This is a genomic window from Aliirhizobium wenxiniae, from assembly GCF_014201355.1.
GTDB lineage: Bacteria > Pseudomonadota > Alphaproteobacteria > Rhizobiales > Rhizobiaceae > Neorhizobium > Neorhizobium wenxiniae.
The window spans coordinates 103,201-127,078 of the sequence record NZ_JACHEG010000009.1; the positions used below are offsets into that span (position 1 = coordinate 103,201).

A 23,878-nucleotide genomic window follows, 5' to 3' on the forward strand; every position below is an offset into this window, starting at 1 on the left:
TCCTCCGATAATCTGTGCCGGCAGACGCGATAACGCATTGCGACTGGTTGCAATCGATGAAGTGGCGCAGACATGCAGCCTGAAGCGAGGGCAGGGGCTTGCCGAAGCGCGGGCCATGTATCCTGACATCGATGTCTTCGATGAGGATGAAAGAGCCGATTTTGCCCTTCTGGAAGCGATTGCCGATTGGTGCGATCGTTACACACCGCTTGTTGCCCTGGACGGAAAGGATGGGCTCTTTCTCGATATCACCGGCTGCACCCATCTTTTCGGGGGAGAGGAGGCGATGCTTCGTGACGTTCTTGCCCGGCTTTTTCAGATGGGTTTCTATGTGCGCGGATCGATTTCGAGCACGCCGGGCCTGTCAAGCGCGATCAGCCGGTTTGGGCCCGGCGGGGTGATAACAAGAGAGGATATGTCAGCAGCGCTGGGTGCCTTGCCCGTGCACGCGCTTCGTCTCGATGAAAAAGCGGTTGCTTCGCTTTTGAAGCTCGGCCTGAAACGCGTTGCAAATCTGATGTCTATGCCAAGGGCGCCACTTGCCCGCCGTTTTGGTGCGCAGTTGTTGATGCGGCTCGATCAAGCACTTGGAACGAACGAGGAAGCCATATCGCCACGGCGCCCGGTGGCGTCGCTTTCCGCCGAGCGCCGGTTGGGCGAGCCGATCCAGACGGAGGAGGATATTCTCGGCATGACAGCCGAGATTGCGTCATCCCTCAAGCTCAGCCTGGAAAATCGTGGTGCGGGCGGCAAGGTGTTTGAACTTGTTCTCTTCCGCGTCGACGGGCGGGTGTTTCGGATTTCGGCAGGCGCTTCGCGTCCGTTGAGAGATCCGAAGCGGATTTCCGGCCTGTTTTCAGAGCGCCTCAATGCCATTCACGACGATCTGGATGCGGGTTTCGGCTTCGAACTTTTGCGTCTCAACGTGCTGCAGCATGATGTTTTCGATGATCTTCAAGCGGATTTTTCAGGAGAAGAGAGGCGGGAGACATCGCTTGCGGATTTCATCGACAGGGTTTCCGCCCGGTTCGGTGCAGGTTGTATCCAGGTCTATCAGCATCGACAAAGCCATATTCCGGAACGTGCCGAAATCTTCCTTCCGGCGATTGCAGCACCGGAAAGGCAGCCTCAGTGCAGCGAAACCCTGCAATTCCTGCCGCGGGCCGATCGCCCCTTGCGGCTTTTGCGCAGCCCGGAGCCTGTCGAGGCTTTTGCAGCTCTCGTCCCCGATGGTCCGCCGCAGCAATTCCGCTGGCGGCATGTGCTGCATACGGTCACCCGAGCCGAGGGACCGGAGCGGATCGCACCGGAATGGTGGATCGACGACGAAAACGCAAAGGAACGTGATTATTTTCGTCTCGAAAGCGAATTGGGACGGCTTTTCTGGGTTTTTCGGCTTGGTCGTTACGGGGATGACCCGCCCCCGACATGGCGTATCCATGGGGTCTTCGCATGATGGATGAACCCAGATTTTTCGAGATCGGCGCCAAAACGAATTTCTCTTTTCTCGAAGGAGCGGCGAGGCCAGAAGAGATGATCGTGTCCGCCTGCATGCTTGGTCTTTCCGGATTGGGAATTGCCGATCGCAATTCCGTTGCCGGCGTGGTGCGAGCCTATAACCAGACCAAGGAGATGACCGCACTTTTCGAGAGGCAGAGGGAAAAGGGCAGGGAGGCTGGTGAAGACGAAGCCATCGAGCCCTGCCGGTTTCATCCCGGCGCCAGGCTCGTTTTTGCAGATGGTACGCCGGATGTTCTTGCCTACCCGAAGAACCGGGAGGGCTGGGCCAATCTTTGCCGACTGCTTAGTACCGGCAACCTGAGAGCGGAGAAGGGGGCCTGCATTCTGGAAGAATGGGATCTTCTGGAATGGTGTCATGAGATGATGCTGGCGGTCGTGCCGGATTTTTCCCGTGCCGAGGACAAGGTATACTTGGCGGAACTCGATGAGCGGCTTGGCCTTTATCGGGAGAGGTTTCGCAAGAATATCTACCTTGCCCTGTCGCCAACCTATGACGGGCGCGATCCCCTCGTCTTTGCGGTTTTTGCTCAAATCGCGCGACAGAACCGCGTGCCGCTGATTGCGACGAACCTTCCGATCTTCAGCCTGCCCTATCGGCGGTCTCTGGCGGATGTGGTGACCGCCATTCGTCATCATGTGACTATACAGGAGGCGGGATTTCGGCTTGCCCCGCATGGAGATCGGTATCTCAAACCGGCATATGAGATGGCGCGGCTCTTTCGTGCCTATCCGGATGCCGTGGCGAATACGGCGACATTTTTCGGCAGGCTGAGTTTCTCACTCAAGGAGCTTGAGCACAATTATCCGGACGAAAGCGTGCCGGGAGAAACCGTTTCGGAAACACTCGAGCGGCTGACATGGGAGGGAGCGAGGCGCCGTTATGGGCGAAAGATACCGGAAAAGGTTTCTGGGCAGATCCGGTACGAACTCGATCTCATCAAGGAGATGAAATACGAGCCCTATTTCCTGACTGTCCGCCATATCGTGTGGCATGCGCGCTATGAGCTGAAAATTCTGTGCCAGGGACGGGGATCTGCCGCCAATTCGACAGTCTGTTACTGTCTGGAGATCACGGAAGTTGACCCGACTTTCACGCCGCTGCTTTTCGAGCGCTTCATTTCAACGGAGCGGAACGAGCCGCCGGATATCGATGTCGATTTCGAACACGGACGGCGCGAAGAAGTCATCCAGTATATCTACAGCCATTACGGTTATCGCCATGCCGGGTTGACTGCAGCAGTGACGAGTTACCGGACCCGCATGGCTGGTCGTGAAGTCGCCAAGGCCTTCGGATTGTCGGAAGATGTTCAGGCTGCACTTTCGAGTACGGTCTGGGGCTGGTCGGAGGACGGGCTATCGGAGCGGGACGCCAAGGTCGCCGGTCTCGATGTCACTGATCCCCTGACGAAAAAGGTCATTGCCCATGCGCGGGACCTGATGGGTTTCCCTCGGCACTTGACCCAGCATGTCGGCGGTTTTCTCATTACCCGCGACAGGCTCGACGAAGTGGTGCCGATCATGAAAACGGCAATGCCGGGCCGCTACATGATCGAATGGGACAAGGACGATCTCGATACGCTTCATCTTTTGAAGATCGATGTTCTGGCTCTGGGCATGCTGACCTGCCTGAGAAAAGCATTCGAGCTCCTGCTGCACCACTACGGTCGCGAAGAAACGCTGGCAGGCCTTCTGAAGAAAGATAAGGACCCCAATGTTTATGGAATGATCTGCCGGGCTGATACTATCGGTGTCTTCCAGATCGAAAGCCGGGCGCAGATGAGCATGTTGCCAAGGCTCCGACCCGAAAAATTCTACGATCTTGTCGTCGAGGTGGCGATCGTTCGACCCGGTCCCATTCAGGGTAACATGGTTCACCCCTATCTCAAGCGTCGCGAGGATCGGCGCCTTGGAAAACCTATAGATTATCCCAGCCCGGACCTTGAGCATGTTCTCAAAAGAACGTTGGGCGTCCCGTTGTTTCAGGAGCAGGCGATGCAGATCGCCATCACCGGAGCCGGCTTCTCGGCCGCAAAAGCAGACCAGTTGCGCCGATCAATGGCGACCTTCAAGCGTTCGGGACGTGTCAGTGAATTCGAACAAGACTTCATCGCGGGCATGCGGAAAAACAAATACGGGGAGGAATTCGCAAAACAGTGTTTTGAGCAAATCAAGGGATTTGCTGAATACGGGTTTCCGGAAAGCCATGCGGCGTCCTTCGCCCTCCTCGTCTATGCATCCTCCTGGATCAAGACCTATTATCCGGATGTCTTCTGCGCGGCCTTGCTGAACTCGCAGCCCATGGGCTTTTATGCGCCGGCGCAGCTTATCCGTGATGCGCGTGAACATGGCGTGAGCGTGTTTCCCGTCGATATCAATCGGTCGGAGTGGGACTGCACCCTGGAAGCGGTACCATTCGATCCAGGCAGGGTCGACCGGCGTCATGAAAGCATGCGGCATGTCATCAAGACTCGCCATGGAATAAGACTCGGCTTTCGCCAGGTCAAAGGTTTGAGCGAAGATGACATGTGCAACAAGCTCATGGTCAATCGCGGTGGGGGCTATCGGAGTGTTCATGACCTCTGGCTCCGGTCCGGACTGGACAAGGCCAGTCTCGAACGGCTTGCCGATGCCGATGGTTTCGGTTCAATCGGCCTGAGCCGCAGGCAGGCATTATGGGCGGTGAGGGGGCTGGATGTGAAAACGGCCCTCAACCATGACAGCTTGTTCGAGACGGCTGGTCCTGCGGATCTTCGGCCTGAGCCTCAGGCTCACCTACCCCTGATGCTGCCGGGAGAAGAGGTGATCGAGGATTACCGTCATCTGTCGCTTTCCCTCAAGGCTCATCCGGTCTCCTTCCTGCGCGAGGAATTCCTGTCGATGGGCGTTACGCGAAGCGTTGATCTTCTCAACATCCGAAATGGCCAAAGGGTCACGATCGGTGGCATCGTGCTGGTGAGACAGCGTCCGGGGTCGGCGAAAGGCGTAATCTTCATCACACTCGAGGATGAAACGGGTGTCGCCAATGCGATTGTCTGGCCGAAGATCTTCGAGAAATACCGGTCCGTGGTCATGGGCGCACGATTGGTGAAGATCCGGGGAAGGCTGCAAAGCCAGAGCGGGGTCATTCATACGGTCGTCGAACATATCGAGGATCTGACGCCGATGCTGGGCCTGCTTCAGAAGGAAGCCAGACGTTTCGGAGACCCAAGATCCGATGAGGCTATTAGGTCCGGCGGTGGATCGTGGAGACCCAAGGCGCATTCCATTGCCTTGCCCCTCAAGCAGATTTCCGATCCCACAGATCCACAAGTGACCGATCCGGCGCAAGTCATGCCTAAAGGGCGAAATTTTCATTAAATTCTCTTATCGCCGCATTCCTCAATGTAACAGATCTTGGGAAACAAAAGGCCGATCCAGAATCCATTTCGAAGACGTGCCTAGCAGTCTGAATGGACTGTGTTTGATTGGATTTGTATGTGCTGATGTGCTAATTTAAAGAGATGCTTTGCACCTGGGAGGCTTCGATGCGTGAACCGGATATGCAGAAACTCGACACATTGGTCAGCCGGCTTGTTGGTGATGTCGGTGCAGCCGTGACGGGAGCGCTGGTCGTGCTGGGTGACCACGTGGGTATTTTCAGGGCAATGGCGGATGGCAAGCCTGTCCAGGTGGCTGAACTGGCGGCCCGAACAGGTGTTAAGGAGCGATATCTGAGGGAGTGGCTAAGTGCCCAGGCTGCTGCCGACTATATCTGCTATGACGAGCGAACGGAGCGCTTCAGCCTGTCGCCGGAACAGGCCATGGTTTTCGCCGAAGAAAACAGCCCGGCCTTTTTCGTCGGAGCGTTCGAAGTTGTTCAATCCATGTGGATGGATGAACCGAAGATTGCCGACGCGTTTCGAACGGGTAAGGGCGTCGGTTGGCATGAGCACAGCAATTGCCTCTTCCGAGGGACCGAACGGTTTTTTCGTCCCGGTTACAACAGCTACCTCGTTGCCGACTGGATTCCAGCTCTCGATGGCGTAGAGGCAAAACTCAAGGCTGGGGCCAGTGTTGCGGACATCGGATGTGGCCACGGCGCATCGACGATTCTGATGGCGAATGCATATCCGGCCTCGCGGTTCATCGGGTTCGACTACCATGGACCATCCATCGAGAGGGCAAGAGCGACCGCCGAGAGCGCAGGAGTGGCGGATCGGGTAACTTTCGAGCAGTCATCCGCTGCTGCTTTCCCGGGTCGTGACTATGACCTCATTGCAATGTTCGACTGCCTCCACGACATGGGAGATCCGGTCGGTGCAGGGCGGCATGTTCGGGAAACACTTGCGCCGGGCGGAACATGGATGATCGTTGAACCCTTCGCGCATGATCACCTCAAGGACAATCTCAATCCGGTGGGTCGTGTCTATTATGGAGCATCAACGATGATCTGCACGCCGGCTTCGCTTGCACAGGAGGTCGGGCTCGGGCTCGGCGCCCAGGCCGGCGAGGTACGGCTTCGCAGGGTTGTGCTCGATGCCGGATTTACGCATTTCCACCGAGCAACGGAAACGCCCTTCAATATGGTATTTGAGGTAAGAGCGTGAGCTCTGTTCGCTATTGCAAAACTCATGCGATATCGGGCGCAAGCCTTGAGGGTGTGTCCTCCGTTTTTCGCTCAATCACACACGCCGGTTTTCGCCATCGGCCAGCAAAACCGGCCAGCAAAACAATGCGGGAAACTGTTTATTTGTCTGCCAGCCACATTCTTGAATGTTTCAAGCGTGTTATCCTCTGCGAGAATTTGGGCCGATAAAGACAAAAACTGACAGATATCACGATCCAATGGCAAATATGGCGGAGAGGGTGGGATTCGAACCCACGATACGGTTGCCCGTATGCCGCATTTCGAGTGCGGTGCTTTCGACCACTCAGCCACCTCTCCGCTTTGCTGGTCGGCGCATGATAGCGCGGGCTGTCTCATAGCGGCGAAAAATCGGGCTGGCAATTTGCGTCTTGGGCGCCGGTAGTGTGCCCTTACTGCACTGTTTAGACCACCTCTCTTATAGCAGCCGCAATACCTAGCACGGCTCCGAGCGGCACGCCATCTGTCACTCTCAACCAGTCCTGATAGCCCGTAGAGCTTCGGCCTTTAACGAGAGCAGAGGCCGGTGAAGGTTTCGAAAAGGGGATGTCTTTGGTCAGTTCCATGTGATCACCAGCCTCGATAAGCCCACCATCTTCAATCAACTGCTCACGTAGCTTTCGCACGTTTGATGGCAAACTCTCCGTGATCCTCGCGTTGATTTTAGAGCCAGATATCAAAACGTAGGCTCCATCCTCGTAACGAAGATACGCCCGATCATCGATCCGCTTTGGCAGTGTGGCATAGAGGTCGAGAACCAAGTTCTGCGCCTCGTCGTTTTGCTGCTCCACCTGTCCGGCCGCTGATGCAGAGGTTCTCTCCTTTACAGAGAAGAGATCATATCCGAGCGCCTCCAGAACATAAATCATGTTCCCAAGATAGGTTCGCATCGTCGCAACATCGGCGCGAGGCAGGTTTGAGCTTGTCGGCTTGTTCGCATTGGCAACGACAGCCTTGCCACTGTTGCCTTTGAGGATGGCCCACAGCTTCTCTTCGAGCCATTTGACGTGCGCGCGCGTTAGGTTGTCGTCCTTGCTTGTGAATATCAGGAACGTGTCAAACTCGATGGGAAATTTGCCGTTCGTATAGCGCTGGGAGAAATCGTCGCTCTCGCCAACATAAATCTCTGGCAGGTCGTCCTCGGCACCACTCTTGATCAACAGGTAGACGCAGGAACGCGCCAAAACCTCCGCTTCAAGTGCTTTCTTGAAGAACTCCGGTTGCCCTGTAATCGCGACGCCGGTCCAGTTGTCGAGTTCGACAGTTCGGAGGCTTCGCGGATCTTTGCCGGTGATAAATATCTTCACGACCCGGCCGATCTGTTCATCGAAGCTCATAGCTTTCGGTTCTCCCTCACGTTTGATCGGTGCTAGACGCAATGCATAGCTTAAACATCCCAACGCAACTCCAGCCGCCCTCCCTGAGCTCTCGCATCAAGTATCTGCACCAATAGGGGGTAGTTCTCCAAGACGATACTGGCGCTGAAAAGTGCTCGACGGACATCTGCTGCAGTGATGGCCGGCGGGATTGAAGATGAAGTTCCCCGTGCGAACTCGAAGGCGCTTGCCGCCATGGCGTAGACCGCAGCCCAGCCCAAGACTTCCGAAATTGCGTTATGGGTTAGTAGCTGGCCTTCCGTGACTAAGGGTTGGAGCACAGCAGTTTCGGTTCCGGTCCGCCTAGCCTCGAACACCTGGAAATGACGAAGGATATTGCTTAGTCGGTCTTGCGAGGCCGGGTCGGCATACTGAATCACTTCCTTGAGCACAGGAATCACGCTCTCAGGCATCGATTGGAAGACCGTTGCGGCTGGTAGCTCCGAGCCTATTGGCCCGTGGCCGGGGACGAAACGTAATCGCAGATTATTTTGCGCAACTTGGCAGATCTCAGACAGGACAGCGGGCAGCATGGCTCTGGCGGCGGCAAGAGATCGACGCCTCCGCTCCTCCTCTAAGTCCGCCGCCTGCTGCAGCTGCGCCTTGTTGCCTTGCAACGCCAGCCATGCCGCGCCGATGGAGAAAAGAGCGACGACGATGTTCCCGAAGAAGCCGACCCAGTCATCATTCGACAGCTTGAAGTCGATTAACATAAAGGCGAACAAAAACGCTAATGTCGCTAGAAAGGCCCCGAGGGCCACTCCTTCAAGATAGCTCACCTGTTTTCGGCTCCGACAGCTCATAGCTGGCGAAACCCGGTTCCAGCATGAGCAGCTGGAAATAGTGCTACGATCTCAGTATGTGACACGAAGCCATCCCCAAAGTGAAACAATTTGATATCGTCAAGATTCACCCCGGATGTGACCGCAGATTGCGCCCCAAATTTCTATTCGCTTTGCAGCCCTTGTCCAGATAATTTGCCGGTGCGCGGCGATTTGGTAGGATCGGCCTGCGGCTGATGTGAGGATGAGCATAGATGACGACGTTGAGCCTGGCGCAGCTGGAAAACCATCTCTGGCGGGCGGCGGATATACTGCGGGGATCGATCGATTCCGGCGATTACAAGCACTACATTTTCGGTCTTCTGTTCTTCAAGCGCCTCTCGGATGTCTGGGAGGAAGAGTATGAGGAGCGGCTGGCGCGTTATCATGATGCCGATCTCGCCGCTGATCCGGATGAGCACCGCTTCGATATTCCCAAAGGCCATTTCTGGAAGGATGTGCGCAAGCACACGACCGATATCGGCACGCATCTAAACGCCGCCTTCCGCGCCATTGAAGACGCGAATATGAAGCTGCGCGGCGTCTTCCAGGATGTCGATTTCAACAACAAGGAGCGCTTTCCAGATGCCATGCTGGAAAAGCTGCTGCAGCATTTCGAGACCTACCGACTGCGGAACTCCGATGTCGAGCCGGATGTTCTCGGCCAGGCCTATGAATATCTGATCGCGCAGTTCGCCGATGATGCCGGCAAGAAGGGCGGCGAGTTCTACACGCCAAAGATGGTCGTGCGGCTGATCGTCGAATGCCTGAAGCCCGAAGAGGGCATGTCGATCTATGACCCCACCTGCGGCTCGGGCGGCATGCTCCTCGAGGCTGTGCATCATCTGGAAAGGCAAGGCAAGAACCCGAAAAGTCTGTCTCTGTTTGGCCAGGAGCGTAACCTCAACACCTGGGCCATCTGCCAGATGAACCTGTTCCTGCATGATATTGACGATGCGCAGGTGGCGCGCGGCGACACGTTGTTGGAGCCGAAACATCTGACCGGTGACAGCGTGAAGGCCATCCGCACCTTTGACCGGGTGCTGGCCAACCCGCCGTTTTCGCTGAAAAGCTGGGGCCATGATGTCTGGTCGAAGGGCGATGCCTATGGCCGCGACCGTTATGGCTGCCCGCCGAAATCCTATGGCGATCTCGCCTTCGTGCAGCATATGGTGGCGAGCCTCAAGGAAGACAGTGTCTGCGGCGTGGTGCTACCGCATGGGGTTCTGTTTCGCGGCGGGGCCGAAGGCAAAATCCGCGAGGGGCTGATAAAGGACGATCTGATCGAGGCCGTTATCGGCTTGGCGCCTAACTTGTTTTATGGCGCGGGCATTCCGGCCTGTATCCTGATCCTGCGCAAGCAGAAGCCTGCGGCGCGCAAGGGCCAGATTCTGATCGTCAACGGTGCCGAGCATTTCGTCGAAGGCAAGGCGCAGAACCATCTGTCGGAGGCGAATGTCACCATGTTGGCCAAGGCTTTTGGCGATTTTTCCGATTCAGAGCGGTTGGCGCGAGTGGTGCCGGTCAGCGAAATCGAGGCGAATGATTTCAACCTCAACATCAGCCGCTATGTGCATCTGGGCGAAGAGGCGGACGAGGTCGATGTCGCGGCGGAAGTGCAAAAGCTGGTCGAGCTTCAGGCCGAGCGGGATGCGGCCGAAGCGCGGATGATCGGCTTTCTACGGGAGCTTGGCTATGTCGCGTGAAGTGCCGAGCGGGTGGAAGCTTGCAAAGCTATATGAGCTTGCGACAATGAAAGCTGGCGGGACACCCGCACGCGACAAAATTCAATACTACAACGGGGATATTCCTTGGCTAAAGTCAGGCGAAATCAATCGGGGACGGATTTGGGCGACTGAAGAGACGATAACCGAGAAAGGACTCGCGGAGAGTTCTGCAAAGCTGATCCCAGCCGGGACGCCGGTAGTCGCAATGTATGGTGCGACGGCTGGAGTGGTTGGGTTTCTCGAAATCGAGGCTGCAATAAATCAAGCGGTTCTCGCTGTTCAGCCTACAGGAGGACTACTCGACGCGGGCTTTTGTCTGCATATGCTCAGTTACAAAGCGGTCGATTTGCTGAGCTTAACGCAGGGTTCAGGGCAGCCCAACCTTAGTAAGGCCCTGATCGAAAATCTGGAAGTCTCCCTCCCCCCTCTTCACGAACAGCGCCGCATCGCCGAAATCCTGTCCAGCGTCGATGAGGCCATTGCGGCAACTCGGGCGGTGATCGAGCAGACCAGAAAGGTCAAGCAGGCGAGCTTGGGCGCTCTCTTTCACCGAGGCAACTGGACTGACGAAGAACTGCCAGCCGGCCATCGCCTTACAAGTCTCGAAGACATTGCACGGCGTGGAAGCGGCCACACACCAAGCAAGAAGTTCAGCGAGTATTGGAATGGCGGCGTTGCCTGGGTCTCACTCCAAGATACCAAGGCGCTTGACCGCCGCCATGTCAACAACACGGCAGCCAACATCTCAGATCTCGGCGTGAAGAATTCATCCGCAGAAGTCCATCCCGCCGGGACAGTCTTCGTTTCTCGCGATGCAACGGTGGGCAAAGTTGGCATCATGCAAAACCCGATGGCGGTGAGCCAGCACTTCATCGCTTGGACTTGCGGGCCCAGGCTGGACAATCTCTTCCTCTATTATTGGCTCCTAAACATGAAGCTGGTTTTCGAACGGATCGCCGCAGGTAGCACCATCAAGACCATCGGCCTTGGGTTCTTCAAAGAGCTGCAAATTGCCCTTCCGGATATGGCAATCCAGAAGCGCATAGCGTCACAGATGATGGCAATTGACGATGCGCTTGATCAAAGCGAAGCTTCGTTGGATGAATTGAAAGCGCTCAAATCCGCCCTGATGTCCGACCTCCTCACCGGTCGCAAGCGCGTCACCGACGCCCTTCCCCTGGCAGCGGAGTGAGCGCCCCATGAGCCAGGGTCCCGAATGGCATTTTGCCGAGCGCCCCACGATCGAGCATTTCAAGGCCATGGGTTATGGCTTTGTGGCCCCGGCGGCGCATGCCAGCTTGCGCGAGGGCGAGAACCAGGTTCTGTTTCGCCCACATCTGGTCGAGGCGCTGATGCGCATCAATGGGATCGACCGCGCATCCGCAGAAGCCGCCTATGGCGAGCTTGCGGCGATCAGCGACAACGAGGCCTGGCTGAAAGTGCTTCGCGGCGATTATGCCCGCAAGGTGACCGGACAGGAGACGCGGCAAACGTTGCGGGTGATCGATTTTCTCGACCCCAGCATCAACCAATTTTCTGTGACGCATCAGCTGCGGGTGAAGGCGGAGCATACGCGCAAGCCCGACGTCGTGGTCTATGTGAACGGCATTCCGCTTGTTGTCATCGAGGCGAAGAGCCCGCTGAATGTGAAAGACAAGACCGGCGAGGCCTTTGAGCAGATCCGCCAATATGAGCAGGACATTCCGCGCCTGTTCTTCTCCAATGTCTTCAATATCGTCACCGACGGGGCACTGGTGCTCTATGGCGCGACCGGCTCCGGCTCGAAATACTATGCCGAATGGCGCGACCCCTGGCCGAAGCTGGAGAGTGATTTTCCCGATCCGCTGGCCAAGGGCCTCTGGTGCCTGCTGGAGCCGAGCCGGCTGCTCGACCTGATCGCGCACTATGTCGTGTTCGAAAAGACCGAGACCGGCACGATCAAGAAAATCTGCCGTTACCAGCAGTTCCGCGCCGTCAATCGCATCGTTGAGCGCGTGATTGAGGGCAAGCACCGCCAGGGGCTGATCTGGCACACGCAGGGCAGCGGCAAATCGCTGACCATGGTGTTTGCCGCGCTGAAGCTGAAGACACACCGGACGATCCGGTCCGAGGCGCTCACCAATCCGAACATTCTGGTGCTGACGGACCGGGTGGACCTGCACAGCCAGATCAGCGGCACCTTTGTCGCCTGCGGCCTGCCGAACCCAACGGCGATCGAAAGCATTCGGGATCTGCACGCGCTGATCCGCAGCGGCAAGGACGGGCACACCGCGCTTTCCACCATCTTCAAGTTCCAGGGTTCAAAGGAAGCGATCGCCAATTCCGAAAACTGGATCGTGATGGTGGATGAGGCCCACCGCACCCAGGAAAAGGATCTCGGCGCATACTTGCGCGCGACGCTGCCGAACGCGCGCTTCTTCGGCTTTACCGGCACGCCGGTGAAGAAGGACGACAAGAACACCTACGAGAATTTTGGTGTGCCGGGCGAAGGCTATCTGGACAAATACGGCATCGACGACGCCGTGGCCGATGGCGCGACCGTGCCGATCTACTATACCGGGCGCAAGACCGACTGGCACATCGACGAGGCAAAGATCGACATCCTGTTCGACACCTGGTTTGCCGAGCTTGATGATGACAAGCTCAACGAGATCAAGAAGCGCGGCGTGCAGATCGAGGATCTGGTCAAGCATCCGCGCCGCATCGACCTGATCGCTTACGACATCTGGACGCATTTCAAGCAATATGCCCGGCCTGATGGCTTCAAGGCGCAGATCGTCGCCATCGATCGCGAGGCGGTGATCCTCTACAAGCAGGCGCTGACCAAGGTCATTGCTGAGGACCTCAAAGCCAAGGGCATGGAGCCGGCCCTGGCGTTGGCCAGCGCAGATGCCATGTCGGCCTGCGTCTATTCGATCAATCAGGAAGACAGCAAACCGAGCGAGGATGCGCACAAGCAGGCGATCCGCACCGAGCTGAAGGCGCATTATCTGGATGCCGAAGCCGAGAAACTCGCGAAGAAGGCCTTTGGCCGCAAGGGCGATGATCCGCAGTTCCTGATCGTCTGCGACAAGCTTCTGACCGGCTTCGACTGCCCGATCGAAAGCGTCATGTATCTCGACAAGCCGCTGAAGGAGCACGGCCTGTTGCAGGCGATTGCCCGCACCAACCGCGTTTCTGACGCCAGGAAACGCAACGGGCTGATCGTCGATTACATCGGCGTGTCCGGCCATCTGGAGGAAGCACTCTCCTCCTACCGCGCCGATGACGTGAAGAACGCCATGCGCGACCTGGACGATCTGCGCAACCAGCTGCGGGCAGCCCACTCCGCCGTCGCGGTTTCGATGAAACCGCTGAAACGCAAGGCAAACGACAGGGACGCGCTGAAGGCGGAATATGATGCCTTCGTGAAGCTGCTGAGCACTGAGGACAAGTGGTTTGAGTTCAAGGCAAAGGCCCGCAGCTTCATCGCCCTCTATGAGACGCTAAGCCCGGATCCGAGCGTTCTGGAGTTCACCGCCGATCTGAAATGGGTCGCCAATTTCCTGCTCTATGGCACCCAGCACTTCGAGAAGCGCCAGGCCTTCGACCAGATGAATTACAGCGAGAAGATCCGCGAGATGCTGGAGAAGCATCTGGAGGCGACGGGTCTGAGCGTCACCGTGAAGCTGCGCCACATCACCGATCCGGAGTTCTGGGAGGATTTCGATCCTGAGGGCAAAACCGAGGAAGACCTGATGACGGCAGCGATCCGCAAGACGACGGAGCTGCGCAAGACGGTGACCGAGCGGATCGACGATAGCCCGCATCAATACGGCAAATTCTCCGAGCGCCTGCGCCAACTGCTGGAAAAGCTCGAAAGCGCGCAGCTCTCTTGGAGCGAGAAGCTGAAAGCAGCCGAACAGCTGGCGAAGGACATCACCGCTGAGGACGCCGCGCATGTCGAAGCGGGTCTCTCTCCCGGCGCCTATGGCATCCTGCAGATCCTGAACGGCTTCACCTCGGGGCCGGAAGGCGAGGCCCTGGCGATCCGGCTGGAGGGGCTCTACACCGATCCGGTGTCCGCGCCATCAGGCTGGTGGGCGAAGGATGGCCTGCGTAAGAGCCTGCGCCAACAGGTGCGGTCCATGGCCCATGTGGCGGGCCTGACGCAGCTGAGGGAGATTCCGGAGGAGGTCGAGACCTACGCGCTCAAGCAATTCGCGGGACAGTGACATGCCCATCTATCGCATCGGCGCCCAAGAGATCGAATACACCCTGCGGCGATCGCCCAGGGCCCGCAAGGCGAGCCTTAGCGTTACGCCGAAATCGTTCGAGCTCCTGGTGCCGGACAGCGCCACCGACGAGCAGATCAGCGCCGTGCTGGACCGAAGGCGCGGCTGGATCATCGAGACCGTTCAGCATATGGCGGAACGCGCCAAGGCCCAGATGCGCGTCTACCAGTTCGTGACCGGTGCCAAGATCCCCTATCGAGGGCGGATGACCAGGCTCACCATTGAGCCCTTCGACGGCTCTTTGGTCGAGGTCAGCTTCCGCAACGGTTTCCAGATCCGCAAGCCCGTCGACCTCTCGCCGGAGTCGTCCGACACCATCATCGAGAGCGCTCTCCGGCTCTGGCTGAAACGCCGCGTGCGCGACGACGCCCGCGACTTCGTCCGCAAGCATGGCGAGCGCCACGGGCTGAAGCCGCGCGGTGTGCAGATCAAGGAGCAGAAACACATGTGGGGCAGCTGCGGCCAGGACCGTCAGATCAATCTCAACTGGCACCTGATCTTCGCGCCAAAGCCCGTGCTGGAATACGCCGTGGTCCACGAGATGTGCCACCTCAAGCACCGCAACCACGAACCGGAATTCTGGGATCTCGTGGGGCGCGTGCTGCCAGACTGGCAGGAGCGTAAGGCATGGCTCGACAAGAACGAGCATATGCTGGGGTGGGAGAAGGTGGAGGCGTCGGTATAACAAGCAGTATGCATTCTGTGACTCGAGGATGGTCACTGGCTGGCTCGACGGTCGCAAGTGCTGCTTCGCAGCTCTCGACATGCCGAACGCTCAGGTGAGTCTCTCTATCGATCCCGACCTGCTATTAGGTCCGGGCACTCCGTAGAACGCGAGCCAGCGTTTTCGGATGGATCTGATACCTTGCAGCGACCTCAGAGATGGGCTCCAGGTCGATCTCAACAGCATGCCTTGCAGCGCCGGTCTGCACTTCGGTCATCGACGGGCGGCGTCCTATACGAGATCCTCGTGCTCTTGCCGCTTCCATCCCAGCCTTGGTGCGCTCGCTTATGATGGCTCGTTCAAATTCTGCCATCGCGGCCATCATGTGAAAAACCAACCGCCCGCCCGACGACGACGTATCAATACTCTCGGTCATCGATCGGAAATCACATCCCCGCTTCGATAGGCCGTTCACGGTCTGAATTAGGTCGACGAGGGAACGTCCCAGCCGGTCAAGCCTCCAAACGACAAGCATGTCACCGCGCTTGATTTGCCTGAGAGCATTGCGAAGGCCAGGGCGCTGGAAGTCGGCACCGGATAGTCCGTGATCGGTAAAGATCTCCGTGCAACCAGCCGCCTTCAACGCCGCAATCTGCATATCGAGGTTCTGCTCGATCGTTGAAACGCGGGCATAACCGACCAGCTTCATTTCCTATATCCTCACGCTCTGATGGCTCCTAAGCGATTGACATAAAGGAACCTTTTCGCTCTGTCGGTCATTAAATGGAGCTTCTCCGGAAGCCCTTGAAACCATAGGGTGCGACCGGATCAGCAGTTACAGCTGAGCTCTATCGGACAAAGGTTCCCTTTCGCTCTTGCAGGCACATCCAGACCCGTTTTGCAGCGAGGAGCGCATGGATCTTTGGTTGTTGATGTTCGCATCCGGCGTCGTTTTCGGGGGGGCGTGCGCGATTTTAGCCGCAAACAAGAACCGGGATCCGTTGGGCTGGTTCGTTCTTGGCTTCTTTTTCAGCATCATTGCTCTGATTCTGATCGCCGGACTGTCGCCCGCAGAGAAGACTTCTGCCGATAACTGGTCGAAACGAGGCCAGGGCGACGGCGAGTTTGCTTCTAATCCGAAAGACCCGGAGCGTCCCTGGCTGGGATAAGCCGCTCCGAGCAGCCGTTAGCATGTGGATCTCTCACCTCGGTCCGACGTCGCACGAAGGAGTGGGTGCCGACCCGCCTCCGAAGAACGCCGCACGTCCCTCGTCTTCGGCCAGCTTCTGGTTCACCACAGCGACCACGTCGCCATAGGTGCGGCGCTTATCACGCCACAAGGGGTAGAGACTGCCGGACAAAATCCGGAATTCAAGCTCGTATTCGCGAGGGAAGGGCTCCGGATCAAAAGCGAGGTGTTCGCACAACTGGCGCAGCGTCAAGCGGCACCCGTCGTGGACGCCTACGCAGTGGCTGTCACGAACGTAGGCATAGTAATCTACCCGGTTGCGAAAAAACCGGCGGATATCAGTAAATTCCATTTGGGATTCCTTAGGTAACAAAGGACTTCGAGCGTGCCGAACCGGCACGCTTTCTAAAGGTTCGGAGTCGTTGGCTGAAACGACCGGCCGGAGGGTATCAATCTGTAATCACGCCCTATGTTTACTCAATCTTTTAAAGAAGGAGCTATGATAGGGAATGATTACATCCCGGTTCGGCGTTTAGTGGTCGGAAGACGTGGTCGCAGCAGCACTTACCTTCCTGCGAAAGTTCGCGACATTAGTGGAGATCCGCTTCCGGTCTGCGTCTAGAACAGGTGATGCTGATCCGGTCGCCTGGACGGTGATATTAATGGCCTCAATAGCCGCCGTCCTGCAGGTGGCCACAATCGGGCAGACGTCGCAAGGCGCACGATTGACATCGATGGTTTCGGCGATACCGAAGCAGCTGGGGAGCAGATCCGCCCGATCGAGCTTAATTACAGTCCTGGTCTCCCAAGCACGATCATCGGCTCTAGTCTTCGCGCACTTCGCAAGCTCTACGAGATCAGCGTCCGGCGGTGCCAACGCAAGCCCCTGCTCCAGCGTCAGATGACGCTTAACGAAGACGCTGTCCGCAATCTGGTGTGCGAGCGGCCTGTGCTCGTTCCGAATCTCCGACATCATCAGCTCGCGAAAATGATCCTGGGCCGGCAAGACGAGATAATTCTCGGCCCGATAATGGGGGATGTCAGCAACGCTCTTCATACGAACCGGGAGCACATCCTCAACGCGCTCGTCGAACAACGACCACCATGCCTCTCGATTTCTCTCCGAGGCATGAAGCTGGCCCGGACGCATGGTCCAGAAACGCTTGCGCCGTGACGCAAAATCAAAGCTGAAGTCGACCAACAAGTCATACGGGACAAAAATCTCGTCCGTCCGAGCGCGGGCACGCCAAAGCTCAGTATACCAGGCAGCGCGAGTAGAAGGGACACCGCTCTTGATCACCGAAACCTTTTCCGCAAGCGCAATATCGATGTTGCGGCTGACATAGCGCCGGAGCCCAGCAATGTAGTGCTCCGCGAAAGTCATCGTCGCTTGCACCGGAGACAGGAAGCGATAATCAAACCAGCGCTTCATCATCAGCTGGCTCTCGTCCTTCCAGTCCCTGGGGTGAAGGACGGTCCGCATTCGCACGACATCATTAATGCGGTTATAAATCTTTGCCTTATCCATTGACACAGGTTCTCCTTCGGGCGACAGATGCCGTCCGGCTGGTGTTCTTCGATGATGGTCAAGCGCTTACTCACTTACAGTTATAGCGAGATCCCGAGGCGAGCGCATAAGATCGCAAAAGAATTTTCGAGCCTCGACGTCTTCGCCTCGACTCGACGTTTCGCCTGGGCGCGTTCCTTTGATCAAAGGTGGTGAATTTACTGTGGCGTAGATGACGCTTACCCGGGAGCTTGCCTGTCGATTTTGCGGTATGGGAGGATACGTCCGCCCCATCGTCGCCGGCACGGAAGGGACTCCCATCGTGCAACTCAATTTTTTCTAAGACTTCGATGCCTGCCGATCGACCTGGATCTCGATTGATGATCGCGGTAGGCAAGCCAGAGGAGGTCGCGCGGCACCGGATTGCCGCGAACAAGACGCGGACGCTCCGCTGGTGATCGTCCGCAGAGAGTTGAGGATATTGTTAGCGCTCGACGACTGTCAGCTCCTTGTCGAATTTCACGGCAATCCCGTCGCCCTGGCACACGAGATAGATTGATCGCCTCAAGGATACTGACGCACCGCGGGATATGTTTTTGCCACTGGCCCTCAAGGGATTGATCACGTCTACCAGTCGGCTCACCCGTCCGGCGGTTGCGAAGTCTGCCAGTCAAGGCTGCTTAACTGACACAGACCGACGCGCAAAGCGCATGGTGCAACTAAAACGGGTTCCGCAACCTTTACATCAGCAGCAAAAATGCGAAATCCAACCGAATCCCGCAAGATGATGTAAACATCATGACAAGGTTAGGTGCTAATTCGCAGTGATTTCAATGTTAAAGGCAACGTGGAATGCAACCTAGAATGTATATTGCGGGGCGTTTTTGCCCCGCAACCTTGACGAACCCTGCTCTCAGGCAAGGCGGATGTAAACGTCGCGCAAGTTAATGCTCGGGCGTCGATAGATCTACGCCAGGCGAGTTACAAGATCGTCGGCAGACAGGTGCGTGTAACGCTTGAGCATCCTCAGCTCCTTGTGCCCGGATATGCTGCTGACCTCGATCATGTTCAGACCGCGCTCAAATAGGCGGCTGACACCTTCGTGGCGAAGATCATGGAAACGGAGGTTCTTGATCCCAACGCGAACAAGAAGACGACGCCAAGTCTGCTCTAACGCTCCTGGGCTCATTGGGAAAACGGTAGATTCGTCTACTTGATTTTGCGCCTTCCAGCTCATCAGGGTGTCAAATGCTCGTTGCGACAGCGGCACCTCTCTACCAGATCCATTTTTGGTCATGGTCAGAGTGATCACCCGGCGATTGTGCGAGATGTCTGTCCATTCCAATCCGAGGATCTCTCCACGGCGCATCCCTGTCTCAATCGCTAAGATCACCAGCGTCCGGAAGAAGGGGATCTTACCGGCATCACAACCGTCAAGCAGTCTCTGCTCCTCGTCCCCCATCAGGCGTCGGCTGCGCTCGTTTCGGATCACCGGGCGGCGCACCAGTTTAACGACGTTCCTCGCGAGCGGCATTCCCCAATCACGGGTAGCAACCTCGAGGACATGGCTCAAGATCGCCATTTCACGCACGGCGGTAGATGGAGCTACGGACTGCAGGCGCTCATCACGGAACGTCGCAACGTCTTGCTGGCTGAGCCCGATCAGCGTCCGGTGCGATAGATCGTGACGTCGAAGGACATCGATGCGCTGCCCTTCCTGGACAGCTCCACGTTTCAGAGGCGTAACCTCGTTCTGATAGCGCTCGAGGAGCTCTCCCAGCGTCGTGGTCTCAAGGATCTTTGTGTCCGGAGCCATGCCGAAACGATCGACCTGCGTCTCAAGGTCTCGCGCCCACTTTTCCGCCTCGGCTTTGCTGTCGAAGCTCTTGGCCCTAGGTTTCATGCCGCGACGGCGCACCTGGGCCTGCCATCTTCCTCTGAGTTTTCTGATCGTTGCCATCTCAATCTCCGTTTGTGATCGAGATGATGCGTAGGATGCCCCGTAAACGGGGCCAAGGGTAATTCCGGCACGGAAACGCGAATCGATCAGTTGCGGCAAATTAATTGCCGGGAGCTTTGACGACGCTCGTAGTTTTCTTCTAGAGAACTCGGCGACGGTAGGCCATCTTTATCTCGGCAATTACCTGCGCCCCATACTTCACAGTGAGGCGGGCCACAAAGTCAGGCTCGATATCTTCTGCGAACGCCAAGTGCCCCGCTAATCGACATGTGTCTGCTTCGGAAAGGTTGCCTAAGATCCACTGATGGACGCCAGCTCTCATATTTCGTTTGCGGAGTTGACCCAAAGAAACCTTGCCATCATTCGTTAAAATCAAACCCGTTACCATGCGCTTATACTTTTTCGTCGCTAGGACAGTTTTATTTAAATTCAATTTAATTCGGGGATGATCGGCATCCTTTATTAGTTTTACCAAGAATTTTTCGACCCCATTAAGAAATCCCGTTCTCTTTGCCGAAAATGTCAGATCATCAGCATATCTTGTATAAGTTATTTTCTGCGAATCGCAGTATTTTGCTAGATTTTCATCGAAGTCGAATAAAAGTATGTTCGACAGCAACGGAGACGAAGGCGCCCCTATTGCTAGCCGAAGCACAGAAGACCGGCGATTTTTTCTCCTGAACATTATCTTAGAGCTCAGCTCGATATCTTCGTCATCTTTGAAAACTCCATGACGGCGGCAATAATCTTCCCAATCTTCGGCCCGAAGTGATGGAAAAAAGTCCTGAAAGTCGAACTTTAAGATCGGACCATTGTGGGAATGAGCCTGAGCATTTCGACGCAGACTGACGCCAGGACGGTAAGCCATCGCAGCGGGATGCACCGGTAACTTCGAGAGGATACTGTCGTTTAGCGCGCGCTGCAACACCTTGAGCTCGCGGGCCGGTTGAGCAATTTCGCGCCGACCACCCTTTCGCTTAGCAATGTAATAGACTTTGTAGCGATCGGGCGCGTTACTGATTATTGCGCGAAGATCAAAGTCGCTTAGACCAGTGGCCTGAGATAAAACCGATATAAGCTCACTCATTCGACGCTACCATCAATCGGGTTATAACACTGTAGCGAAGCGGATCCTTGTCTTTCCAATGTTGACGGATGGCGAGACGACGACGGACCTTGTTTTGCACAGACCTGGTGGTCTTGGTAGTGATGACGGCGGCATCAGGAAGGGGATTGGCGATGAAGAACTCGTCCAGTCCCTTCTTTCTACGAGCGATCCAGTCTACGGATACGGCGCACAACAGATACCCCTTCAAATCCAGAACGGGCACGTATACGCCCACAATCAGAAGTAATTCATCAATCTCATTGAAAGTGAGAGCTCCGTATTCCTGTATTAGGCCAACGATTAGCTTAATGATGTGACCCGGCCTTTCTAGGTTGAACGTCGTCGGATCTCGCGTGCTTTCCAATCTTGTTCTCAATGGCGTCTGTAGTTGATCTTTCAGCACGTCGACTTTGATACCCCCTGGTGACGCCACTTCGCCGACATCGGCGTCATCAATTACAAAAATTGATTTCTGCCCGTGCTTGCGCTCGAGGGAGCGCAAAGGTCCCAGACGAATGAAAGAGGTCTCTCCCTTTCCTCGCCAATGCCTATCTCTGACGACTACAAGCAGCCTCGAGGCAATTTCTTGGATTACGCAGAACGCTCCTAGCTCGGCCATGCTTCCCTCGCTTTCACAAAAAAGGAGGATCAGCTCTGATATTTCTGCCAGATCGGTTTCGAACTGAAGAACATCCTCATATGCGTCCGAAAAAACGTGGAGCTTCGTGATGTCCTCGGCTTGGATTATGACTTTTCCTCGCAGCGCCGGGTTGTCGAGTATCTTGAGGAAACCATCTCGCAGCGAAAGCGGGACCGGCTTGTCGATATCCGAGTATGGTCCACCGCAGAGGAAAACCACTGCAGAAGGAGATTGAACATGGATTTTCTCCACATCCAACTCCTCTGCAAATGGCAACATAGCTTACCCTTAAAGCCCTGTAAGGTAGGGATTGATTATCGAGCGGAGCGTCCCGAAGGGCGATGTTCAATCGCTACCTTACAGGGCACCAAAATTCCGCAATATGATGAGGTCCAGACGAAACGCTAGACCAAGTGCTAATATGCACTCAAGACACGTAAGCCTATCAACGATAGCCGGCCGGGATTCGTTGTCAACCGAATTTGCCAGGACTAGGTAGGTCTAAGTCTTAACCGGCTTGCCATACTAAAGACACGGCTAAGCGCGCTCTCCTTAATAATTCGACAAGCCGTTAACGCTTAAAATTAATGGGCGTCACCGGCAGAGGCGGCGAAGCGGCTGGACGGCGGTTACTACGAGCTGATTACCCAGGCTGCCGAAGTGCTTTCCGCGAAGCATCCGCTGGCTGCGACGATCGTCTTGCGATCGATGATTAACTTTCCCCTGGAGAGTGGGCGCTCAAGCCGATACAAACACGCAGCACGTCATCTTGCCGAATGCAGATCCTTGGCGAGCCAGATCGATGATTTCGGCGGTATCCTGCCGCATGAAGCTTATGTGGCCGAGCTGAAAAGGGAGCATGGGCGGAAGTCGGGGTTTTGGAGCCTTGCGTCGTAATGATGTCACCTGCACCTGCCAGCGTCCTCCGAGCTTTCTGATCGTCGCCATATGATCTCCAATCGATGTTGACGATCACGCCTAGGACGCCCCGGAAGGGTGCCAAGGATTTTCCCGGCACGACTCGCACGAGCGTGACTCAATAGACACGGCCATTGAAGAATCGGCGGCTGTCACCACATTTCACGTGACGAGTCAAGGCTTCTATGAGATAGCCACAACATGAGAGAAACGATGTTGCGATTTCAGTTTGACGAGAAGAAAGGTGTGGAGGCGATGACATACATCGCATCGCGCTGGCCGGACGTCACTGCCTTTTTCGCAGCGAAGATCCTTTTTTTCGCAGAGAAGTATCACCTCAACCGATACGCGCGACCGATCGTGGCAGATACCTTTATCGCCATGCCTAATGGTCCGGTGCCTTCGACCATATACGACTTCATCAAGGGGCGACTGCACAACGCTGGCGACCCAGAAGCCGTAACCAAGGCATTCTCAGTCGCTCAAGCTCCCTGGCCTAGGGTCAATGCGCTCAGGGACGCGGATACTAGCGTGCTCTCGCTGAGCGATATCGAATGCCTGGATGAGGCTATCCATTTCTGCAGACACAGGAATTTCGGCACTCTTTCTACCCTGACCCACCAAGAGCGGTCCTGGCTTGAGGCACCCGCGAATGGCGTGATGGACTATGAGGCCATGATTGACGATGACAACCCTGGTCGTCAGGAGATTATTGAAGAGGCAAAAGAATTCGCGGTTTATGGTGTGCTGTGATTGTAGGCTCGGTCTACATAGTCAACACCACACTTGCGCGACCAGCGAAGGACAAGATCACGCTATGCGTTTGTGCTGCTGACAACTTGTTTTTCTGGATTAACACCAACGCCCGAGGACATGGTGTCGGACAATTCCAGCTGACAGCGGCTGATCATCAAGCCCTGACTCACGACTGCTTTCTCGATTGCTCGAGGCTCACCACATTTCTAGGGCACGAACTCAGAGCTGCCCAGGATCGCGGAGTTATCTCCTCGAAGCTAGCGAAAGCTATCACGGAGTTCTTAGTCGCCAACCCTCCTAAGACATTGCCGCCCGCCCACGTGCAGCTGGCGATCGCTAATCTTCAAACTCTCTGCGAGTGACTGCTAAAATTGCAGGGGCCTCAGGATGTGCCTCGGGTGTGGCCCTAGCCAATTCCGCCACCACCATCTCTAGACGGTGGAAATCAACAAATCTCGAGGAAAACCTTACGGCTGCAAGTTCAGAATGGCGGAGAGGGTGGGATTCGAACCCACGATACGGTTGCCCGTATGCCGCATTTCGAGTGCGGTGCTTTCGACCACTCAGCCACCTCTCCGCTTTGCTGGTCGGCGCAAGTTGTGCGCGGGCTGTCTCATAGCGGCGAAAAATCGGGCTGGCAAGGGGCGAAATGCAAGTCTTCATATCCTTTTACCTTGACAGTTTTTTGTCGCTCGCGTAAGCCCGCCTGCGTTCAGGTGTGGAAATGCGTCCGCGTCTGACGATCGCGAGAGATCCTGGTGGTTTTCGCGCGATTTCACCGGCAGATTAGTTT

The 23,878-nt window shown here is 56.3% G+C and carries 17 protein-coding genes, 2 tRNA genes and 1 pseudogene; 10 read left to right on the top strand and 10 right to left on the bottom strand.

Features of this window, described 5'->3' with window-relative positions; all coding sequences use genetic code 11:
* The first annotated feature begins 10 nt into the window (after positions 1-10).
* From HNQ72_RS25740 to HNQ72_RS25750, 3 genes are all read left to right on the top strand, one after another.
* The gene (locus HNQ72_RS25740) at positions 11-1,456 is read left to right on the top strand and encodes a Y-family DNA polymerase (protein ID WP_343061619.1); all 1,446 of its coding nucleotides are present in this window, start codon (positions 11-13) and stop codon (positions 1,454-1,456) included.
* The gene (locus HNQ72_RS25745) at positions 1,453-4,878 is read left to right on the top strand and encodes an error-prone DNA polymerase (RefSeq protein ID WP_183996715.1); all 3,426 of its coding nucleotides are present in this window, start codon (positions 1,453-1,455) and stop codon (positions 4,876-4,878) included. Before HNQ72_RS25740 ends, HNQ72_RS25745 begins: the two co-directional genes overlap by 4 nt.
* A gap of 167 nt (positions 4,879-5,045) precedes the next feature.
* Entirely contained in the window at positions 5,046-6,107 is a 1,062-nt protein-coding gene (locus HNQ72_RS25750; protein WP_183996717.1) for a class I SAM-dependent methyltransferase, read from the top strand.
* Between the two features lie 248 nt (positions 6,108-6,355).
* Here HNQ72_RS25750 and HNQ72_RS25755 read toward each other — a convergent pair.
* From HNQ72_RS25755 to HNQ72_RS25765, 3 genes are all read right to left on the bottom strand, one after another.
* A tRNA-Ser gene (locus HNQ72_RS25755) sits at positions 6,356-6,445 on the bottom strand.
* A gap of 104 nt (positions 6,446-6,549) precedes the next feature.
* The gene (locus tag HNQ72_RS25760) at positions 6,550-7,482 is read right to left on the bottom strand and encodes a DUF4357 domain-containing protein (protein WP_183996719.1); all 933 of its coding nucleotides are present in this window, start codon (positions 7,480-7,482) and stop codon (positions 6,550-6,552) included.
* A 50-nt stretch (positions 7,483-7,532) separates the two neighbouring features.
* Complete coding sequence (locus HNQ72_RS25765; RefSeq protein WP_183996721.1) at positions 7,533-8,300, bottom strand: hypothetical protein; 768 nt, start codon at positions 8,298-8,300, stop codon at positions 7,533-7,535.
* 257 nt (positions 8,301-8,557) lie between these two features.
* On the opposite strand from HNQ72_RS25765, the gene HNQ72_RS25770 reads away from it, so the two are divergent.
* From HNQ72_RS25770 to HNQ72_RS25785, 4 genes are read left to right on the top strand one after another with little or no spacing between them, the layout of a single operon-like run.
* On the top strand, positions 8,558-10,048 hold the full coding sequence (locus HNQ72_RS25770) for a type I restriction-modification system subunit M (RefSeq protein ID WP_183996722.1): 1,491 nt from the start codon (positions 8,558-8,560) through the stop codon (positions 10,046-10,048).
* Positions 10,038-11,261, top strand: a complete 1,224-nt coding sequence (locus HNQ72_RS25775) for a restriction endonuclease subunit S (protein ID WP_183996724.1) — start codon at positions 10,038-10,040, stop codon at positions 11,259-11,261. Before HNQ72_RS25770 ends, HNQ72_RS25775 begins: the two co-directional genes overlap by 11 nt.
* A 7-nt stretch (positions 11,262-11,268) precedes the next feature.
* On the top strand, positions 11,269-14,283 hold the full coding sequence (locus HNQ72_RS25780) for a type I restriction endonuclease subunit R (protein WP_183996726.1): 3,015 nt from the start codon (positions 11,269-11,271) through the stop codon (positions 14,281-14,283).
* A gap of 1 nt (position 14,284) precedes the next feature.
* Complete coding sequence (locus tag HNQ72_RS25785) at positions 14,285-15,028, top strand: M48 family metallopeptidase (protein ID WP_183996728.1); 744 nt, start codon at positions 14,285-14,287, stop codon at positions 15,026-15,028.
* Positions 15,029-15,152: 124 nt separating this feature from the next.
* Here the strand turns inward: HNQ72_RS25785 and HNQ72_RS25790 are convergent, their stop codons facing one another.
* Entirely contained in the window at positions 15,153-15,716 is a 564-nt protein-coding gene (locus HNQ72_RS25790; RefSeq protein WP_183996729.1) for a recombinase family protein, read from the bottom strand.
* A 205-nt stretch (positions 15,717-15,921) separates the two neighbouring features.
* Here HNQ72_RS25790 and HNQ72_RS25795 point away from each other — a divergent pair, with 205 nt between their 5' ends.
* The gene (locus tag HNQ72_RS25795; protein WP_183996731.1) at positions 15,922-16,176 is read left to right on the top strand and encodes a hypothetical protein; all 255 of its coding nucleotides are present in this window, start codon (positions 15,922-15,924) and stop codon (positions 16,174-16,176) included.
* Between the two features lie 33 nt (positions 16,177-16,209).
* Here HNQ72_RS25795 and HNQ72_RS25800 read toward each other — a convergent pair whose 3' ends face one another.
* The 5 genes from HNQ72_RS25800 to HNQ72_RS25820 all read right to left on the bottom strand — a co-directional run bounded on the left by HNQ72_RS25800 (position 16,210) and on the right by HNQ72_RS25820 (position 21,690).
* Positions 16,210-16,548: a hypothetical protein gene (locus HNQ72_RS25800; protein WP_183996733.1), complete on the bottom strand. Its 339-nt coding sequence runs from the start codon at positions 16,546-16,548 to the stop codon at positions 16,210-16,212.
* 180 nt (positions 16,549-16,728) lie between these two features.
* Positions 16,729-17,724 (bottom strand): hypothetical protein, encoded by a 996-nt coding sequence (locus HNQ72_RS25805; protein ID WP_210319720.1) that lies wholly within the window; start codon positions 17,722-17,724, stop codon positions 16,729-16,731.
* Positions 17,725-18,670: 946 nt separating this feature from the next.
* On the bottom strand, positions 18,671-19,663 hold the full coding sequence (locus tag HNQ72_RS25810; RefSeq protein ID WP_183996737.1) for a site-specific integrase: 993 nt from the start codon (positions 19,661-19,663) through the stop codon (positions 18,671-18,673).
* Positions 19,664-19,802: 139 nt separating this feature from the next.
* The gene (locus HNQ72_RS25815; protein ID WP_183996739.1) at positions 19,803-20,750 is read right to left on the bottom strand and encodes a retron St85 family RNA-directed DNA polymerase; all 948 of its coding nucleotides are present in this window, start codon (positions 20,748-20,750) and stop codon (positions 19,803-19,805) included.
* Positions 20,743-21,690: a retron St85 family effector protein gene (locus HNQ72_RS25820; RefSeq protein ID WP_183996741.1), complete on the bottom strand. Its 948-nt coding sequence runs from the start codon at positions 21,688-21,690 to the stop codon at positions 20,743-20,745. The genes HNQ72_RS25815 and HNQ72_RS25820 overlap by 8 nt, the downstream gene beginning before the upstream one ends.
* Positions 21,691-21,999: 309 nt before the next feature.
* On the opposite strand from HNQ72_RS25820, the pseudogene HNQ72_RS30745 reads away from it, so the two are divergent.
* Together HNQ72_RS30745 and HNQ72_RS25830 are read left to right on the top strand one after the other, a co-directional pair.
* Positions 22,000-22,308 (top strand): annotated as a pseudogene (locus HNQ72_RS30745) (DUF6880 family protein); the annotation flags it as partial.
* Positions 22,309-22,542: 234 nt separating this feature from the next.
* Positions 22,543-23,082: a Panacea domain-containing protein gene (locus HNQ72_RS25830; protein WP_183996745.1), complete on the top strand. Its 540-nt coding sequence runs from the start codon at positions 22,543-22,545 to the stop codon at positions 23,080-23,082.
* A 490-nt stretch (positions 23,083-23,572) separates the two neighbouring features.
* Here the strand turns inward: HNQ72_RS25830 and HNQ72_RS25835 are convergent.
* A tRNA-Ser gene (locus HNQ72_RS25835) sits at positions 23,573-23,662 on the bottom strand.
* Between the last annotated feature and the right edge of the window lie 216 nt (positions 23,663-23,878).

Coding starts and splice junctions, on each gene's coding strand:
- HNQ72_RS25790 (WP_183996729.1), bottom strand. CDS start 15,716: ATGAAGCTGGTCGGTTATGCCCGCGTTTCAACGATCGAGCAGAACCTC.
- HNQ72_RS25810 (WP_183996737.1), bottom strand. CDS start 19,663: ATGGCAACGATCAGAAAACTCAGAGGAAGATGGCAGGCCCAGGTGCGC.
- HNQ72_RS25805 (WP_210319720.1), bottom strand. CDS start 17,724: ATGGATAAGGCAAAGATTTATAACCGCATTAATGATGTCGTGCGAATG.
- HNQ72_RS25800 (WP_183996733.1), bottom strand. CDS start 16,548: ATGGAATTTACTGATATCCGCCGGTTTTTTCGCAACCGGGTAGATTAC.
- HNQ72_RS25770 (WP_183996722.1), top strand. CDS start 8,558: ATGACGACGTTGAGCCTGGCGCAGCTGGAAAACCATCTCTGGCGGGCG.
- HNQ72_RS25780 (WP_183996726.1), top strand. CDS start 11,269: ATGAGCCAGGGTCCCGAATGGCATTTTGCCGAGCGCCCCACGATCGAG.
- HNQ72_RS25815 (WP_183996739.1), bottom strand. CDS start 20,750: ATGAGTGAGCTTATATCGGTTTTATCTCAGGCCACTGGTCTAAGCGAC.
- HNQ72_RS25795 (WP_183996731.1), top strand. CDS start 15,922: ATGGATCTTTGGTTGTTGATGTTCGCATCCGGCGTCGTTTTCGGGGGG.
- HNQ72_RS25830 (WP_183996745.1), top strand. CDS start 22,543: ATGTTGCGATTTCAGTTTGACGAGAAGAAAGGTGTGGAGGCGATGACA.
- HNQ72_RS25785 (WP_183996728.1), top strand. CDS start 14,285: ATGCCCATCTATCGCATCGGCGCCCAAGAGATCGAATACACCCTGCGG.
- HNQ72_RS25775 (WP_183996724.1), top strand. CDS start 10,038: ATGTCGCGTGAAGTGCCGAGCGGGTGGAAGCTTGCAAAGCTATATGAG.
- HNQ72_RS25820 (WP_183996741.1), bottom strand. CDS start 21,690: ATGTTGCCATTTGCAGAGGAGTTGGATGTGGAGAAAATCCATGTTCAA.
- HNQ72_RS25745 (WP_183996715.1), top strand. CDS start 1,453: ATGATGGATGAACCCAGATTTTTCGAGATCGGCGCCAAAACGAATTTC.
- HNQ72_RS25750 (WP_183996717.1), top strand. CDS start 5,046: ATGCGTGAACCGGATATGCAGAAACTCGACACATTGGTCAGCCGGCTT.
- HNQ72_RS25760 (WP_183996719.1), bottom strand. CDS start 7,482: ATGAGCTTCGATGAACAGATCGGCCGGGTCGTGAAGATATTTATCACC.